General features: G+C 46.7%; 10 protein-coding genes. 7 read left to right on the forward strand and 3 right to left on the reverse strand.

The window, feature by feature from the left end:
* Nucleotides 1-188 precede the first annotated feature (188 nt).
* The gene (locus H6G50_RS22915; protein ID WP_190721737.1) at nt 189-1,625 is read left to right on the forward strand and encodes an NB-ARC domain-containing protein; all 1,437 of its coding nucleotides are present in this window, start codon (nt 189-191) and stop codon (nt 1,623-1,625) included.
* The gene (locus tag H6G50_RS22920; RefSeq protein ID WP_190721739.1) at nt 1,622-3,154 is read left to right on the forward strand and encodes a tetratricopeptide repeat protein; all 1,533 of its coding nucleotides are present in this window, start codon (nt 1,622-1,624) and stop codon (nt 3,152-3,154) included. The genes H6G50_RS22915 and H6G50_RS22920 overlap by 4 nt, the downstream gene beginning before the upstream one ends.
* A gap of 448 nt (nt 3,155-3,602) precedes the next feature.
* Here H6G50_RS22920 and H6G50_RS22925 read toward each other — a convergent pair whose 3' ends face one another.
* Nucleotides 3,603-4,634 carry a glycosyltransferase family 4 protein gene (locus H6G50_RS22925; protein ID WP_190721741.1) on the reverse strand — a complete coding sequence of 344 codons (1,032 nt, stop codon included), beginning with the start codon at nt 4,632-4,634 and terminating at the stop codon, nt 3,603-3,605.
* Nucleotides 4,635-4,922: 288 nt separating this feature from the next.
* Between H6G50_RS22925 and H6G50_RS22930 the strand changes: the two genes are divergently transcribed.
* The gene (locus H6G50_RS22930) at nt 4,923-6,047 is read left to right on the forward strand and encodes a THUMP domain-containing protein (protein WP_190721743.1); all 1,125 of its coding nucleotides are present in this window, start codon (nt 4,923-4,925) and stop codon (nt 6,045-6,047) included.
* Nucleotides 6,048-6,184: 137 nt separating this feature from the next.
* On the opposite strand, the gene H6G50_RS22935 is transcribed toward H6G50_RS22930, so the two are convergent.
* Nucleotides 6,185-7,162: a CPBP family intramembrane glutamic endopeptidase gene (locus H6G50_RS22935; RefSeq protein WP_190721744.1), complete on the reverse strand. Its 978-nt coding sequence runs from the start codon at nt 7,160-7,162 to the stop codon at nt 6,185-6,187.
* Nucleotides 7,163-7,602: 440 nt separating this feature from the next.
* Between H6G50_RS22935 and H6G50_RS22940 the strand changes: the two genes are divergently transcribed.
* From H6G50_RS22940 to H6G50_RS22950, 3 genes are all read left to right on the forward strand, one after another.
* A complete protein-coding gene (locus H6G50_RS22940; protein ID WP_190721746.1) occupies nt 7,603-8,115 on the forward strand; it encodes a hypothetical protein in 513 nt (170 codons plus the stop codon).
* A 449-nt stretch (nt 8,116-8,564) separates the two neighbouring features.
* The gene (locus tag H6G50_RS22945) at nt 8,565-9,485 is read left to right on the forward strand and encodes a PEP-CTERM sorting domain-containing protein (RefSeq protein ID WP_190721748.1); all 921 of its coding nucleotides are present in this window, start codon (nt 8,565-8,567) and stop codon (nt 9,483-9,485) included.
* A gap of 389 nt (nt 9,486-9,874) precedes the next feature.
* The gene (locus H6G50_RS22950; RefSeq protein WP_190721758.1) at nt 9,875-10,759 is read left to right on the forward strand and encodes a PEP-CTERM sorting domain-containing protein; all 885 of its coding nucleotides are present in this window, start codon (nt 9,875-9,877) and stop codon (nt 10,757-10,759) included.
* Nucleotides 10,760-10,859: 100 nt separating this feature from the next.
* On the opposite strand, the gene H6G50_RS22955 is transcribed toward H6G50_RS22950, so the two are convergent.
* Nucleotides 10,860-14,534, reverse strand: a complete 3,675-nt coding sequence (locus tag H6G50_RS22955; protein ID WP_190721760.1) for a hypothetical protein — start codon at nt 14,532-14,534, stop codon at nt 10,860-10,862.
* Nucleotides 14,535-14,660: 126 nt separating this feature from the next.
* Here H6G50_RS22955 and H6G50_RS22960 point away from each other — a divergent pair, with 126 nt between their 5' ends.
* Complete coding sequence (locus tag H6G50_RS22960; protein WP_190721766.1) at nt 14,661-15,395, forward strand: Uma2 family endonuclease; 735 nt, start codon at nt 14,661-14,663, stop codon at nt 15,393-15,395.
* Nucleotides 15,396-15,742: the final 347 nt, after the last annotated feature.

Below are 15,742 nucleotides of genomic sequence, written 5' to 3' on the forward strand. Positions count from 1 at the left end.
GAGGTTCGGTTGAAACTTTTGTTAAACCTCTACCCTGCAAAAAGCATAACTGTTTGAGAAATTAGATGGCAGTCGGATAAGAGTCAGTAAAAAGTCGGATTCCACCGAGCAAATAGTACCCTTTCGCCTCCGGAGGAATCCTGAGAAGGGCTGAAGGATGGGAAAGTCGATAAGCTGGTGGTATAAAAATGACAGTAGAAGAGGCGATCGCGCTGGTCGAGGGATTGCTCGATCGCGGGCGATTAACAAAAGTTCAAGAAGCGGTTTTCCGCCAATCATGGAAAGGTGAAACGTACTCGAAGATTGCCAAAGAAACGGGTTATGACGCTGGATATATTAAGGATAGCGGCGCGGAACTGTGGCAAGCCCTCTCGAAAGCGTTGGGAGAAAAGGTTAGCAAGCAAAATATCGCGGGCGCACTGCAACGCTACGCTCGAAAACCGATTGTTCCCCTTGAGTCAGTTTCCGGTGTCTCCCGCACTCAGCCTACCGATGGGGGCGATGCGTCGGATGAAACTCGCTGGGTAGAGCGGGAAGTGTTGGTTAAAAAGCTAACCGAAAAAGTACAAGCGAATTGCCGCGTCCTCATCCTAGCAGGACTGACCGGAATTGGTAAATCTTCGTTAGCGATTCGACTCAGTTTAGAACCCCAGATTCTTCAAACTGGGTTGGTCGTTAAAGTCATCCGCTTCGATGCGGAGCGATCGACTTTTGAAGCGTTTGCCCAGCAATTCTTAAAACAACAAATATCGTCTGCATCCGAGTTCGATCGCTCGCCCGAACAACTCGTTAATGATTTAGTAATGTATTTGCAAACTCAGCCCTGTTTGTGCATCCTCGATATGGTTGAGGAAATCTTGGAAGCTGGCGATCGCGGCGAACTCAAATACAAAGACCCCTGCTTTACTAAGTTTTTCGATCGCCTGCTGGAAGCAGAACTGATGCCCTCTCGCTTGATTTTAACTTCTCAAGATCGACCGCCGACCATCGCGCAAGGACGGTATAAAGAGCGATCGCACCTCGAGGAACTCAAAGGGCTAAATCCAGCAGAAGCGATCGAACTTTTTCGAGTTTGGGAGGTTTATTCCCAACGACAGGAGGAAATCGAATACCTGCAACGCATCATCGAAGTTTATGAGGGTCATCCCCTCGCTTTGAGCGTTATTGCTGGAGAAATTCGGGAGAGTCCCTATCGGGGGAATATTCAAGCTTATTGGTACGACTACGGGCAGGAAATCGAGGAGATAGAGCAACAAAAAAATGCGGCTGACTTGCGTTCAAATACGGATTCAATGACTTTGACGCATTACAGCGTTAATTTAACCGACTTGGTTAAATACCGCATCGAACGTACTTTCACTCGTTTATCGGCTTCATCTCCCTTAGCCTATATTTTACTCTGCATGGGAGCCACTTATCGCTGCTCCGTAGAACGAACGGCTTGGCTAACTTTAATAGCAGATGCTCCTAAAGAATCCCAAATTATTGCTTTTCAAACCTTGCAACGTCGCTTTTTATTAGAAACAGATCGTACAGTCGATCGCATCCTATATCGACTTCATAGTTTGATTCGCAGCATCGCTCTCCAACATCTTACCAATCCCGATCTACCAGAGAGCTTATGAGCGCTTTTAACCCAGGGTTCCAGCCCAAAATAATAACCGAAACAGAGATTTTTCGATGCTGCTTTACGGAAACCGGAGAACTGGTCGTCAATCGCGGGTGCAACCTCAACCGACAACCGACCTTACTGGAACAAGCGCATTTACGAGCCGCTTTTTATTGGCTGAAGCAACATCAACCCACTCCTCAAGCTTCCGAGCTAGAAAGAGTTAGAGGCTATTTAGAAGCCGCTTACCATTTCAGTCAGCTTGAAGCCTGGGAATCTCTCTGCCAAATTTTATTCGTTTGCGTCGATCGCGAAAGTTATTCTCCCTTACACGAACAGCTTGGAGTTTGGGAATGTTACTCCCAACAAATCGACTTGTGCGAACCTTTATTAGAGCGAGTCAATCCCGAAATCGACTGTCTTTGTTTGAACAATTTAGGATTTGCTTATACTCATCTCTGTCAGTATCAAAAGGCTACGCATTACTACCAGCGTTTGTTAAAACTTGCAACAGAAATCGGTAATCGCGAGGCTTTAGCCTTAGCTTTGGGGGGATTAGGCGTTTGCTACGGACACTGGGGACAATATCAAACGGCTTGGGATTACTGTCAGCAACAGTTGTTAGTGTTAGACCAGATCGATGAAATTTCCTCGAAAGCGCGATCGTGCAATTTCTTCTCCTCGGAGTTTTCAGAAAAAGCTCAAAACGATCCTAGAGATAATTTTACCCTAAAAGAAAGATGCCAGACACTAGCAACTTTGGGGTATTTAGACATTCACTTGCGGTGTTATCGTCACGCCGTTCGTTGCTGTCGGGAAGCTGTAGAAATTGCACGTCAAATCGACGCGTCCGAAACAGAATGGTACGCCCTCGGACGACTGGCAATTGCCAATACTCAGTTAGGAAAATCCAAACAAGCGCTTGAGGCATTACAGCAGCAGTATCAACAGCGACACCAAGGCAGAAGTTGTTCTCAAATTAGTGCGATGTTGGTTAATATTGCTTTAGTCTACTGCTACAAGCGCCAGTTTGAAGAAACGATTACCTGCGTGCAAGAACTCTTACAAATCAACCAACAAAACGGCAATGCCAGCCTTCAATGTTACGCCCTACTCATACTCTCGTTCGTTCATATGTGGCGAAATGAAACGACGTTAGCGATGGAAAGGACTCAGCAATGTCTCAAACTGTCGCAGCAGTTTGGCTATCGCCACCACGAATCCCAATCTTTGTCTCAACTGTCTTATCTCTATAGCGATCTGGGAGAAACTTTTCTCGCTTTAGACTATGGAAAACAAGCCTTTGCGAGCGCTCAAACCGTGGATTCCGCTTTTTATACGGGGATTGCACTTGCTGTTTTAGGTTTGACCTATCTCGAGAGCGGGAAACTGAAAGATTGCCTGCGATCGCTGAGCGCTAGTTTTCGGGTTCTTCCCCCTTGGAACGGTGGAGATAGTAAATTATTGCTAGCTTTAGTTGTTAAAAGATTAAGCCAATTTTTGTTGAAAAGAATCGCTCCTCAACTCGTTTTAACGGGACTTTAGCGATGCCTGGAGAGCCGGTTATATAAAATCCGGTTGAATGACCTAAATTAAGGCTGACGGGGGTACGGGGGGACGGGGTGATGTTCTTACATAATGGGCGATTTTGCGGATTTTATATTATCGACACGAAGAGGCATTCTACCAGCGTGATGGGTCATAGCAGATTGTAAGGGCAAGTTGCCATTCGCCCTTATATTTTTCAAATCACGTCTGATGTGCATTATCCAAAAGTCTTGATTTCCCTCACCCCCAGCCCCTCTCCCAATCGGTGGGCTATCGTGTACACATAAGCGATCGAATCTAGCATGACGGTTGAAGATCCCCCCTAGCCCCCCTTAAAAAAGGGGGGAACCGGATTCAAAGTCCCCCTTATTACTTCTAATTCACATTAGGCGTAAATCTAGAGTAACGTCTTTTTTAATCGCTCTAGGGAAAGGGAAAATATCGACTATTTCCCTTCCATAATCTTTTGGAAAGCAACTTCGTAGGCATCGGTCATTTTCGCTACGGTAAAGCGATCTTCGACGTGCTGGCGGCAATCGCGACGGTTCAGTGCGATCGCTTTCGGAACGGCTTCGATCGCTTCTTCCACACTCGTACAAATATAGCCCGATTTTCCGTGGGCAATCACTTCCGGCACCGATCCCATTTTCATGCCAATCACGGGCGTTCCTGCTGCCATAGATTCAATCATCACTAAGCCAAACGGTTCGGGCCAAGTAATGGTGAATAGCGTCGCACTTGCACCGCCTAACAATGCTGCTTTTTCCTCGTGGCTGAGTTCGCCCAAATATTGAATTTGTTCGCCATCGAGTAGGGGTTCGATTTCTTGTTCGTAGAACTTCTTATCGACCACATCAATTTTGCCCGCCATGCGCAGATTCCAGCCGGTACGTTTGGCAATTTCAACGGCTAAATGCGGCCCTTTTTCGGGCGACATCCGTCCTAAAAAGGCTAAGTAAGGGGGGTCTTGGGGTTTCTCGCAGAATGGGTAAGCGTCGGCATCAATGCCGTTATACACCGTTCCGACGTAGTTTAATTCCGGGCCGCCTTCCCGTTGCGAGTTACTAATGCTGCTGAAGGGTTGATATTTGTAGCGATCGAAAAGTTTAACATTATCAGTCGTAAAGCGTCCGTGCAGCGTGTGCAGAACGTTCGTATCGATTACTTTTTCAAAGGGCAAGGCTGTCAGCCCAGTGTGGAAGTGAACGATGTCAAATTCGCTCGCTTTATCAACGATTTGAGCGAGTTGCAGCATTTCGTAGATAAATGGTTCTTTAATCTCGGGATTGAGGCGCAAAGCTTCGGGAACGACAGACTCGAGCTTGGCTAAGGTTTTGGAGTCCCCCGAGGCAAATAATGTGACCTCGTGTCCCCGACGAACTAATTCGTCAGTCAAATGGCTGACTACTAACTCGATGCCACCATAACCCGGGGGAGGAACTCTCTCCCAGAGGGGGGCAATTTGAGCGATGCGCATATGTGAAACTCCTTATCTTTAGAGCTTCGTTAATCGAGCCACGAAGCTTAATGTTGGCTTAATATCCTCTAACTTTTTGGTTCATTAGTCAATTCCTTCCGTAGTCTATAGAACAATTTTTTCGCCAATTCTCCAGTATTGCGGCATCGAGTGAGAAAAACGGGAACGCCGGAATTCTTCAGCGTCAAGAGTCGATCGCGTCGCAATTTAACCCAGTCAATTTCGGGCGGTTCGTCTGAGTGGCGATATGCTACTACATGATGTGTTTTTTCAAAACTGTACTGAAGGATGGAGCATTATTTTGCGACAGTGGCGCGAGGGCTAGAAGCGATCGCGGCAAAAGAGTTGGAGGAGTTGGGGGCGAAGGATATCCAGCAGGAGTTTACCGGCGTTTCCTTTAAAGGCGATCGCGCCCTGCTCTATCGAGTTAATCTGGAATCGCGCTTGATATTCCGCGTTTTAGTACCGATCGCGGAGTTTAAGTGTCGCGATGCCCGGGAACTCTACCGCCAGGTGCGCGCGATAAATTGGGAGCAATACTTGCAGTGCGATCGCACCCTTGCCGTTCGTTGCACGGGCAGCAATCCCCAACTCAACCACAGCTACTATACTGCCTTGCAGATTAAAAATGCGATTGTCGATCGCCAGCGCGATCTATTCCAAGCGCGTTCTAGCGTCGATCCCCAAAATCCCGACCTTTCGATTAACGCGCATATTCGCGGCGATCGCTGTATTCTCAGTCTCGATAGTACCGGCGAAAGTTTGCACCGTCGCGGTTATCGTCCGGCGATGGGCTTAGCACCGCTTAAAGAAACCTTAGCCGCCGCGCTGTTGGAAATGGCGGGATGGGATGCAAGTATTCCGTTCCTCGATCCCCTCTGCGGTTCGGGAACGTTGCCGTTAGAAGCGGGGTTGAAAGCTTTAAAGATAGCACCCGGTCGTTTGCGCGATCGCTTCGCCTTTGAAGAATGGTCGGACTTCGATCCCCAACTTTGGAAACAAACCCTCGTTGAAGCCCAAAAACGCGAGCTTTCCGAGCTTCCTGCGTTCATCGGCGGTAGCGATCGCGATCCCGAAATTCTCCAACAAGCGCGTACTAACGCTGAAAATTGCGCCCTCGATCGCCAGGTTCGCTTCTTCCAAACCGATATTGCTGATATTGAAGCGCCGTGCGATCGCGGTATTCTCATCTGCAACCCGCCCTACGGTCAACGGTTGGGCGAAACGCAAGAACTGGTCAGTTTTTACCGCTTGCTGGGCGATATTTTTAAACAGCGTTTTAAAGGCTGGAAAGCCTATGTTTTAACGGGGAGTAAGGAACTCAGCAAACAAGTCGGACTCAAAGCTTCTAGCCGTCTGCCAGTTTACAACGGCGCGATCGCTTGTACGCTGCTCGAGTATGAATTGTACTGACCTGCGATCGAGCAATTACCCATACTTCCCCTTTGTCATTCATAATTCATAATTTATCATTCCCCATTCCCCATTCCCCACTCATCATTCATGATTCATCATTCTCCATTCCCTATTCATCATTCATGATTCATCATTCATAATTCATAAGGAATCTTGCGATCCTTACTCGGCCAATTTTTGAGAATATACAACAACAGCCAAGGAGTGACAAAGCTGATACAGATAATCCCATTTCGCCACGATGAAATCAACTGTTCTAGATTTTGTCCTGCCATTGGAAATAGAGAACTACTAGAAAGCTGACCTGCCCACAGCGCGATCGCATTATACGACAGGTGCAGCAGCCAAGGAATCCATAATACCCGCGTTTGAAGATAAATCACAGAAAGAACAATTCCAAACACAAAAAAACCAATAATATTTGCGTGTAAAATGCCAAACATTAACGACGAAATTAAAATCGCCACCTTCCAATTCCACTTGGTTGCTAAGCGCTGTAAAATCAACCCTCTAAAACAGACTTCCTCAAGGGCAGGTTCTAGAATAACAACAATGGCGATTAGTAAAACTTGATAAATCAGCGAACTCGAACTCCGAACCACTAATATTAGTGGGTTTGCCAGCCAGATCGGATCGAAGTTTTTTTGAAAAAACTGTAAAACTACGAGAAGAGTGAGTTGACCAATTCCTAAAGAAAATAGAAAAACAGGAATGGCAAAAATCAATAGCTTTAACTCTCGCACTTTTTGAGGGAAAGAGCCAAAAATCCTGACAATACTGAGGTTTGAGGTTCGGATTTGAGTAAAGCACCAAAAAGCAATCACTCCATAAACCCAAACATGAATGATTATGAGAGGGATAGTGTATTCAGTGTTGAGGAAAAGATTAATCCCTGAATCTGGATTGCCAAATAAACTCAGAAGAGACCAAAGTATTGCAATTAGAACGCACAAAACACTACTAACAAGCAAACCCATTAAACCAGAACTCAAAAGACTTCTGACTTGCACGTTCTCGAAGGGCAGATTGGGACGATGGGTTGATGAAAATTCCGAAGCCGGTGTTAACGAACTTTCACTATTTTCTACTGAAAAAGAATTAGGATCGACCACTGATATTTAATTAAATACGCACTTTACCCTCGAATCTTAGCCTAATTTTCTGCTTTTGTTGGAATCGGGCGTTGTTGAATATTGCAAGTAAAGGATAGTATCTGTCTGCTTCGAGATCGCACTGCCGAATTTAGCGGTCATCCAGCACAGGCGAAAATGTCAATCGTTAGGTTGATTCGTTCTAATGGAGATATTCTGGAACTCCATTAGTCGCTAAACAGTCCAGCCCAAAAACTGTCACGCGCGACAAGCGGACAGCCCTTAGCTTTAGTTAGATTGGAAATAACGAGACATCGAACTGAAACCAACCCCAGTCCTTCTAAAGGAGGACAACCTTAGAAAATCATACTTACTCCAGTAGGGGGAAGTCAAAAAGGCGGCTGGATCGGTTAATTAAGTGGTAGAGCAGAGCAAACTTATTGAGTGAGGGGAGGATACTAATGTACAACTTTTTTAATGCAATTGGTGACTTTTGTCAAGAGACGCGACAAGTTTCTTCATCCCGCCTCAATCTTGCCCAGCGATTGGGCAGCCTTGTACTGTTAGCGACAGCAAGCGTGGCAATGACAAGCACAGCGTGCGTAGAAGCAGCAAAGGCTCAATCGAGTTTAGCGGATGGAACCTATCTGTACGGTCAATCGCCAACGCCGGAAAAGATTGGTTCTGAGTATTTAGTCTTTCAAGTTCGCAACGGCACGGTTACGGGTGCTTTATATATGCCAAGCTCGGAGTTTGCTTGCTTTACGGGCAGTTCGGATTCGCGCAACCTCAATTTGTCTGTAGTCGCTCCCTACGAAAACGAAACCTACAGCCATCAAATCGCCCTCGAACCTCAATCGCCCGTTGCCAGCAATGGAGAGACTGCCGTTGCGATGGGGCTGGAAGGATATCATCGCCTCGACGCACCGAGCGAAAACGATCTTCGCATCCTCAATAGTTGCCGCGCTCAATAGGTAATCGCGCCGCTCGTCAATTCAGTCATTAGTTTGAAAGGGCAGGCTTGCGACCTTTTCTTTGGGTCAGTAAATCGAGTTTGTAGTCCTCACTCCCATCCCTCTCCATCTCTTCGAGTCATCAAGCGGAGGGATGGAGAGGGATTTGATTGGTGTTTTTGTACTTGTTCCTGTTGCTTCCTCTGGGGGTTCGCAAAAAAATCAGTAGTTTTTCTTTCTGGGAGGTTAAGAAGCTATGTGACCAATGTTACTTGCTCGAAAAAATACCGAGAAAAAACGATAAGCCTTTCTATACTGTTATTATTACCGAAATGACGTTGCAAAATCTCTATCAAACTTTCACATTCACGAGTATAATTTTTTACCAAATCTTTACCTAATCTTGATGACAAACTCCCTTTCGTTCCTCTATAACAGAAATGTATAGATGAGCAAGAGGATTCGGAATCATGGAAAGCAAGAAGTTGGGTAAAGTAGTCGCAGGAGCAGTCGTTTTAGGTTGTGCGATCGCGATCGCAACGCCGCAAGCGAAAGCCGGTACGCTCTACGATGGCTGGAACTATAGCATTGATTCTTTCAGCGACGGTTCCGGGGGCAGTGGTTATGAAATACAAGGGTTAGCTATTAAGGAAACCGCCGATAGCATCTTCGTCGCACTCACAGGGGGAACGCCGCTAACCGGCGTAGCAGCAAGCGGTGCAGCGGATGGCAATATTGGCTGGGGCGATATGTTCTTCAACTTCTCCGGTAAGGATTTTGCCACCGCCCAAGCAGAAGGTAGCATCTTTGGGGTGCATTTCGCCGGAACTAATGACTCGGGCGTATCCCAACTCGGTTTGTACGGCAATGTTGTTGCCCAAAGCGTTACTCTGGAAAATCACGGCTATGGCAGCCTCAAACAATACTACGATTGGGGCTGGGGTACTGCCAATACAATGGGAACTGATATTGCCACCCAAAATGCTGCTTATAATTACCTCTACGGTTCCAGCGTTGCAGCGAACCCCACCACCGATAACACCCCGATCCTCAACTCGATTCAGTCCGGAAACTTCTTGGGCGCTATTGCTTCTCTGAATAGCGCGCAACTCCTTGCCCAAGGACTGAACTTCGGTCACTTCAGCGCAGCGGGTTCTCAAACCCTCGGTTTTCAGCTTGACAAGTCTTTGTTGAAGGGCGTGTTACCGGCAGGATTAACGCCTTTTATGGTTCACGTTCTGCTCGAGTGCGGTAATGATGGGGTGGCGCTGGCTGGAAACGTAACGATTCCCCAGCAGCAAGAAGTCCCCGAACCAGCAACTTTACTCGGTTTAGGTTCCATTGGCTTGGCTTTCTGGAGCGATCGCAAGCGCCGCGCAACGAATGCTTAATATGAGTTCAGCGGGTTGAGTCTAGTGCATCTATACAATTGAGACAGCGATCGCGATCTTAAAGAGAATGGAGCGCGATCGCTTTTTTAATCGGCACGCCGTTATACTTCACTATCGTCAAATAACTTATTTATAAAGTTATTTTTTATACAGATGTTTATCAGTGCAAAACATTAGGCACAAAAGCAATGCAAAGCCTGAAACTGTTTATGAACATGAGTTTGGTTATTGTAGGATAGTGAGAAAAAGTCAGCACTTTTATGTAGCTAGATAAAATCTGGTAAGATTTTACACAAATTTTTTCTATTTTTCACGGGATTTTCCCAATTACCCTCTATAAATGAAATTAAGAACACAAGACAACGCTCTTTCGAGAAAACGGTACATTGATGAAAAAGCAACTCACAACTCTAGTCGGCTCTTCTTTAGTTATTGCTGGTTCGCTCTCTCTCTCCACGACAGGCGCGAAAGCGGCAAATCTCACTTCATCAGTTCTCGAAGACTTCTCCAGTTGGAACACGAGCGGTCAAGCTTGTGATGCAGTTGGTTCGGGAATGACCGCTTACACTGATTGCATTGGTGCATTCTCAACCAAGAGTACCGCTAATGACGTTTTAGGTGATGGTCGGGGTAGCCTGTTCGATGCGCTGGGAACTGGCGTGTTTGGAGGCATTACCAATTGGGCATTTGGCGGCAAGCAAGATGCAGGCGCTAAAACCTCGGGTGCAACAGTCGATTACGGCTTCCAGTGGACGGAAAACAAAGAAGGTTCGGGAATCTGGAGCCTTACTAAAGCGGCTGAGAACCTTTATGCTGATGTCGTGATTAGTTTAAAAACAGCAACCTCTTGGAGTGCTTACTATATTCAAAAAGGTACGGCCCTCAGCGATTTTCAAAATCTGCTCTGGAATACTAGCGGGGTTGAGCTTGCGGGTAATAAAAAGAATGGCAAGGCACTTTCCCACGCTTCCATCTTCTTTGCCAACATCGAAACAAAAACGCCCGTCGTTACCAAACCCGTCGTTAATCCTACGCCCGTCGTTACCGAACCCGTCGTTAATCCCACGCCCGTCGCTACCGAACCCGTTGTTAACGAACCTGTGGTTAACACCGCACCTATTACTTTTATTTCCGAACCGATGGATGGAGTAGAGGTTCCTACGAATCCGGAGCCTGTCGGCCCGGTTGATATCCCCGAACCGAGTATGATGTTAGGATTAGGCGCGATCGGATATTTAATGGGTTTCTACCGCCGCAAGAAAAATAAAGGTTAACATCCTCTCAAAATCGTCTGAAAATTTGGTCTCTCGACTTCAATTAATCTTCAGCTTCTCAGCGTAGGGCGTGTTAGCGAAACTAACACACCCTATATGCTTAATTGCACGTTCCTGCTGGAAAGAAAGCTGGATTATTAGGAACTAGCGTCAATGTTCCGGTATTGCCACTGTGAGAATCGCGCTGAAATTGAGCAGTTCCGGGATTCAGATTTGCTAAGAGGTAAGCAGAGCCATTGACATCATCTGCTGTATTATTTTGTAACTGCAAGCAAATTGTCGAATTACTATCTGCCAAAGCGCCGAAACTTCCAGCATTAAAAGGTGCACCTGTTGTTGCACCGCCTCCCGTACCCGATAGCGTATTTCCTCGTACTCGCGCATCGATGCGCGACGTTCCCGAAAAAGCCGGTAAAAAATTGTCGGGGTTGGCAGCAATGCCAATTTTTGCATCCTTACTGTTTGCAATTGTATTAGAATCGACTGTTAGTTTTAAATTACCGTTAGAAACAGTAATAACACCAATTCCAAAGCCACCATTGCCCACATTTAGAGGTGGGGGACCTGGAGTTTTTGTAATACCATTCCCGTTTAAACCGCTATCAGAAATCGTATTATTTGTCAAGCTTAGCAGAGATTCAACAGCGCTATTATGCAAGAATAGAACGCCATCTCCGCCAGAATTAGCAATAATATTATTATTGATACTTCCGTTTAGAACGCCATTATTTTGTACTTCAAGTTCGATCGCAGAATTGCCAGAGTTGCGAATTGTATTATTGCTTAGGTTTAAGTTCATACGACTCGCGCCAATGGCTTCAAAATCTAGTCCATCGCCTGCTAAGTCGGTCACGCCATCAATTGTATTGCCCGTTATTGCAGCCGTTAAATTAGCGTTATTATTTAAATCGACACGAACGCCATCAACGGTAGAATTGGTCATCCGGCTGTTTGCGATCGTTAAATTCAGGTTTCCGGTAGTATTCTCTAAGAAAAAGGCTCGTTGTCCGGAATTGTTAATATTCAAGTTTTCTAGGTTAAGATTTCCCGATACTTCTTGTACGCGCACCGCATTTTGAGTGGTATTGGCAATCTCCAAGCCCGAAATATTGACAGTTCCGGTTGAATTTGTTAAAGCAATGCCATTAGTTCCCGAACCGAAGATACGGCTGCCGGAGTTTGCAGTAATCGTCACTGTACCTATAACTTTATCTAAAGTAATTCCATTTTCAGGAGCATTATTACCCGTAAGAATACTATTAGCAATACTTAAGTTTCCTAAGCTTTGAGCAATGACTAAAGCTGCATTATTGGCGGTGATGGTAGCATTCGACAAATTTGCCGTACCGGGATTGTTTTGGATGAAAACTTGGGCTTGCTTGTTATTGGCAATTTCCAAACCAGAAAGGTTAATCGTGCCGCTGGAATTGGTTAAAGCAATGCCGTTATTAACAGAACCATTAACGCGACTGCCGGAGTTAGCGGCAATGGTTGCCGTGCCGCTGACGTTATCCAACGTAATACCACTTGCGGGAGCATTATCGCCGATCAAGGTGGTGTTGGTAATGTTTAAACTGCCCAAGGTTGAGCCTTGAATCAACGCTGCATTGTTGGCGGTGATTGTGGCATTAGATAAATTTGCCGTACCGGGATTATTTTGGATAAAAACTTGTGCTTGCTTGTTATTGGCAATTTCCAAACCAGAGAAGTTAATTGTACCGCTGGAATTGGTTAAAGCAATGCCGTTATTAACAGAACTATTAACGTGACTGCCGGAGTTAGCGGCAATGGTTGCCGTACCGCTGACGCTATCCAACGTAATACCACTTGCGGGAGCATTATCGCCGATTAAGGTGGTGTTGGTAATGTTTAAATTGCCCAAGGTTGAGCCTTGAATTAATGCTGCATTGTTGGCGGTGATTGTGGCATTAGAAATATTAGCAGTTCCGGGATTATTTTGGATAAAAACTTGTGCTTGCTTGTTATTGGCAATTTCCAAACCAGAGAAGTTAATTGTACCGCTGGAATTGGTTAAAGCAATACCGTTATTAACAGAACTATTGACGCGACTGCCGGAGTTAGCGGTAATTGTTGCTGTGCCGCTGACATTCTCTAACGTAATGCCATTTGTAGGAGCATTATCGCCGATTAAGGTGGTGTTAGTAATGCTTAGATTGCCGAAAGTTGAGCCTTGCAACAAAGCGCTATGATTCGCGGTGACAGTTAAACCCGATAAGTTAATGCTGCCGGGACTATTTTGGAGAAGGATTGCCGCTTGAGTGTTATTTACGGTTATATTTGCGGAATTAATCGCAACGGTTCCGCTGACATTCGTACAACGAATTCCGCTACTGCTGGCATTGTTGACAGCAAGATTAACATTGCTTAAATTTAGGGTTGCAGTCCCGCTAATGTTGCTGCAAGAAATCCCGCTTTCGTTGGGGGCAGTAATGTTAATGTTAAGGTTGCGCGCGATCGCGGTTCCGTTTAAATTATCGATCGCTAGATTACGATTGAGGTTGAACCCGTCAATGAGACTACCGCTACCGAGGCGAACCGCGCTAGTTAGGGTGGGAATGTTACCGCTACCGGAAAGTGGGAGTTGCAAGCTTCCGGAGGGCGTGGGAATTTGTTGAATGGGTCCGGTGGAGAGCAGTTGCACGTTGTCTGCTACGGTTAAGTTACCGCCAAAGCTACTGCTTCCTTGAACGTAAACGATTTGGTTGCCGTCGGTGGGAATGCCGTTGAGGGCTGCTTCGATGCTACTGTAGGGAGTTTCGATTGTCCCGTTACCGTTGCTGTTGGCGCTGACATGGCGGAAAAACCAAGGCTGTCCGGTGGCGGGGTTGAGGGCGTTAGTGGTGCTGCTGGTGCTGCTGGTGCTGCTGGTAGTACGACGGGCGAGAGCAATGTTACTTTGCCGTTCGATGCTTTCGCTGAGGTAGGATGGAGTGCTGGGAGGATTGGGCGAACTGCCGCCCCAACTTGCGCCGATACTAAGGATAAGGTTTGTACCGAATTCGCGATCGCGCTGCACGGTTAACCCGATGTTAGTATTAGCAGTAGGACGCGCCACGATGCGACTGCGAAACCCGGCAAAAGTAGATATATTCTCGCCGCTATAGAGATAACCGCCGACATATCCGCGCAAGTCGCCGCCTTCCCAAGCTGCAAGTTTCCCGCCTACTTCTAAATCCGCGCCGGTGAGGGCAGAATCGGCAATGCGATCGCGCCGCGTGGTTTGCGATCGCGTAAACTGAAGATAATTCCCCACAAAGCGCCCATCGGTCGCTGTCGAACTCAGCACCGTCTCGCTTTCGGCAACCGTTGCCTCGGTTTTACCCACAGGAACATAAGCATTGAAGCGCACTTCCCAACCTGCCCCCTGTAAGTCTGCGCCCGCCCCCACTTGATGGAACGTATTGCGGCCATTGCTGCGAAGATCGTAACCCAAATACGTCCCCCAAACCCAATCACTCTCCAGCGTGCCGCGATATCCCAGCAGAAAATTACCGCCTAAACGTCCGTTTTGGGTTTCAACATTGAGGCGAGTTTCTGCAAAAGCAACATTCCTCCCCGGCGTTTGTAGAAAGGGAATCCAACCGTAAATGCTACCGAAACTGCTACCGTATCCCGCGCCCGAACCTGTGGTGAATTGTCCGCCGAGGCGCGGTGTTAGTCTGGGGGCGGCTTCGGTTTGCGCGATCGCGGCGACGGGGCATAATAAAGTTGAAACGGCAGTAATATACAGCAGCGATCGGGTTAAATGCTTCATACGAGCAATCGACGGATATAAGGACGGTTGCCGTTAGCGTACCCAGATTAGAAGTTTGCGCGATCGCGCTTTTTCAGTTTGCCTTCTACAATTAGAATTGAAAATAGTTTATTTGTACCGATCGCGATGGTTGCTCAACTCCCCCAAACCACAGCCTCTCCGATTGTCTACCCCGATGATGACGGCTTACCCATGTCCGACAACACGCTTCAGTTTGAATGGATTATGACGTTTTACTACAACCTCGATTGGTTGTTTGCCGATAATCCCGAAGTGTTTGTGGCTGGAAACTTACTGTGGTATCCCGTAGAAGGACAAGTGAAAACGCGCCAAGCGCCCGATATCATGGTTGTTTTTGGTGCAAGAAAAGGCTATCGGGGTTCCTACAAACAATGGCAAGAGAAAAATATTGCCCCTCAAGTCGTGTTTGAGATTCTCTCTCCCGGCAATACGCAAACAGAGATGAATCGAAAACTCATCTTCTATAACTTGCACGGGGTTGAAGAATATTATATTTACGACCCGCACAAAAACGAACTCAGTGGTTTATTGCGTCCCCAAGAGTCAGAAACAGGAGACAGACACCTTCAAGTCATCGAAGAAATGCAAGGGTGGACGAGTCTGCGTTTGGGGATTCGCTTTGAGTTAAGCGAGGAAACGTTGCAGGTGTATCGTCCTGACGGGCAGAGTTTTGCAACCTATCTCGAAGCCCAACAGCAACTCGAACAAGCCCAACGGTTAGCCGAAGCTGAAGCCCAACGTGCCGAACAAGCTGAAGCTGCTTTAGCCGCAGAACAACGCAAAGCCCAGCTTTTAGCTGAAAGGTTGCGGCAGATGGGGATTAATCCCGACGAACTTTAGGCGATTCCTCTCTGATGGGATTCAACACAATCGAAAATGGTAATCCCCTTTTTAAGAACTGTAGAGACGTTGTATACAACGTCTCTACAGTTTGAGGACTTCGCTGGCAAATCCGAACGTTATCAATTGTCAATTCTCAATGATTCAGCAAACCTTTCAACTTCTGAATTCCTCAACGTTGTCCACGATCGAATGGCACTCACTTAAGGCTGGTGGGCGCTGCCCACCCTACGAAATTATCTGTAGTACATTGACAAGCTTAAAATCGTGGGTAAGAGTTTATCGATCGCGCCGATGAGCAACCCCAACGCTAAGTATCGCATTAAACTGAGTCCCGAGCAACGCCA

The organism is Oscillatoria sp. FACHB-1406 (assembly GCF_014698145.1).
GTDB lineage: Bacteria > Cyanobacteriota > Cyanobacteriia > Cyanobacteriales > Spirulinaceae > FACHB-1406.